This window comes from Actinosynnema sp. NPDC023658 (assembly GCF_040639995.1).
Classification (GTDB): domain Bacteria; phylum Actinomycetota; class Actinomycetes; order Mycobacteriales; family Pseudonocardiaceae; genus Actinosynnema.
Genome location: NZ_JBFAAX010001077.1, coordinates 1 through 1,793 on the forward strand (window position 1 = coordinate 1; position 1,793 = coordinate 1,793).

At 70.5% G+C, this 1,793-nt stretch carries 2 protein-coding genes and 1 pseudogene; 1 reads left to right on the forward strand and 2 read right to left on the reverse strand.

Going from position 1 to position 1,793, the window contains the following annotated elements:
* Positions 1–395: pseudogene (locus AB0G02_RS38235) on the reverse strand (3-oxoacyl-ACP synthase); the annotation flags it as partial.
* Between the two features lie 103 nt (positions 396–498).
* A complete protein-coding gene (gene fabG / locus AB0G02_RS38240) occupies positions 499–1,251 on the reverse strand; it encodes a 3-oxoacyl-ACP reductase FabG (RefSeq protein WP_360804809.1) in 753 nt (250 codons plus the stop codon).
* Positions 1,252–1,440: 189 nt separating this feature from the next.
* On the opposite strand from fabG, the gene AB0G02_RS38245 reads away from it, so the two are divergent.
* Positions 1,441–1,793 (forward strand): condensation domain-containing protein (locus AB0G02_RS38245; RefSeq protein WP_360804812.1); only part of this gene is annotated, 353 nt, incomplete at its 3' end.

Consider the following 1,793-nt stretch of genomic DNA (forward strand, 5'->3'; position numbering starts at 1 on the left):
GTCCGCACCGCGTCGGACGCGACGGACAGGCCGAAGGTGAACCCGGCGCAGACGGCGTTCAGGTCGAACGCCCCCGCGCCCCCGGCGCCCAGGCCGCTGGCCACTCGTGGTGCCCCCGCCGGGGCCAACTGCTCGCGCGAGGATGTCGCGAGCACGACCAGGTCGACGTCGTCCGGCACGAGGTCGGCGGCCTTGACCGCCGCCGCACCCGCCGCGATGGCCATGGAGACGACGTCCTCACCGTCCGCGGCGTACCGCCGCTGACGGATGCCGGTGCGTTCCTCGATCCACTGGGCGCTGACCGTGGTCCGCGCGGCCAGTTCGTCGTTCGTGACGACGCGCGCGGGTCGGTACGCGCCGACGCCGCTGATCCGGGAACCGCGCATGCCGCTCACCGGAAATCCCCCGACCGCGCGGTGGAAAGCGCGAAACAGGAATTCCGAGCCAGTGGTGCGGAACTGCCGGGGTGCGGTACACCCCTATTTCCCGTCGATTCGGTCACAGCCCGATACCGCCGTCCACGCGGAGCACCTGACCGGTGATGTACGCGGCCTGGTCGGAGAGCAGGAATGCGACCGCCTCGGCGACTTCCCGCGGCCGGCCGAACCGGTTCAACGGAACGCGCCGCAGATAACCCTTGGTCGTCGCGGAGTCCAGTCCGGCGGTCATGTCGGTGTCGATCAACCCGGGCGCGACGACATTCGCCCGCAGCCGGTACCGGCCGACCTCCTTGGAGAGCGCCTTGGTGAAGCCGATGATCCCGGCCTTCGACGCGGAGTAGTTCGTCTGCATGGCGTTGCCCTCGACGCCCGCGATCGAGGAGAGGGTGACGAACGCGCCCGCGCGCCGCCCGATCATCGGTCGCAGCGCGGCCCGGCAGAGGTTGAACGTGCCGTCGAGGTTGGTGCGCAGCACCGAGTCCCAGTCGTCGGCGTCCAGCAGGGCCAGCGGTTTGTCCCGCACGACGCCCGCGCAGCTCACCACCGCCGCCGGCGTGCCGACGTCCGCGACCAGCCGCTGGACGTAGTCGTCGACCTGCGCCTTGTCGGCCACGTCGACCTGCTCCGCGACCACCCGGCCGCCGAACTGCTGCGCTTCCTTGACCGTCAGCTCCGCCGACTCGACGTCGCGGCGGTAGCAGAAACCGACGTCGTAGCCGGCCTGCGCGAGGCGGACGACGACCGCCCGACCGATACCCCTGGCTCCCCCGGAAACCAACGCGACCGGGCGCGTCGACCCATCGTTGTCCATGAACGGTGACTCCTCACAGTAATTCTGCCGTCACGACCGCACACGTTCGGCGGTGTGGCAGATACCCAGGCACCCGGTAGCGTGAACCCGAATCCAATACTGTGCCCATATCGGGCCGGGGGTTCCTCCGCTCATCCTCTATCGGTGAATGCGCCGGACTTTCGGCCGCCCGGCGGCTACCGTGGCGAAATGCCCACGAACCCGTTGTCGGTCGGGCAGGAAGCCCTCTGGTTCCTGCACGACGTCGCCCCGGACAGCGCCGCGTACAACGTGGCCTTCGCATTCGCCATCCGAGACGCGATCGACGTGGACGCGCTCGACGCCGCCGTGCGCCGCACGGCACGCAGGCACGACATGCTCAGGTCGTCGTTCGCGGATTCCGGCGACCACCCGGTGCGCGTCGTCCACGACGACGACGTGACGCGGTTGCGCGTGCGCCGGGTGTCCGCCGACGACCTCACGCCGTTCGTGCGGGAGGTGATCGCGGAGCCGTTCTCGCTGCGCCGGCCGCCGCTGGTGCGGTTCGTGCTGCTGCGCGGGCC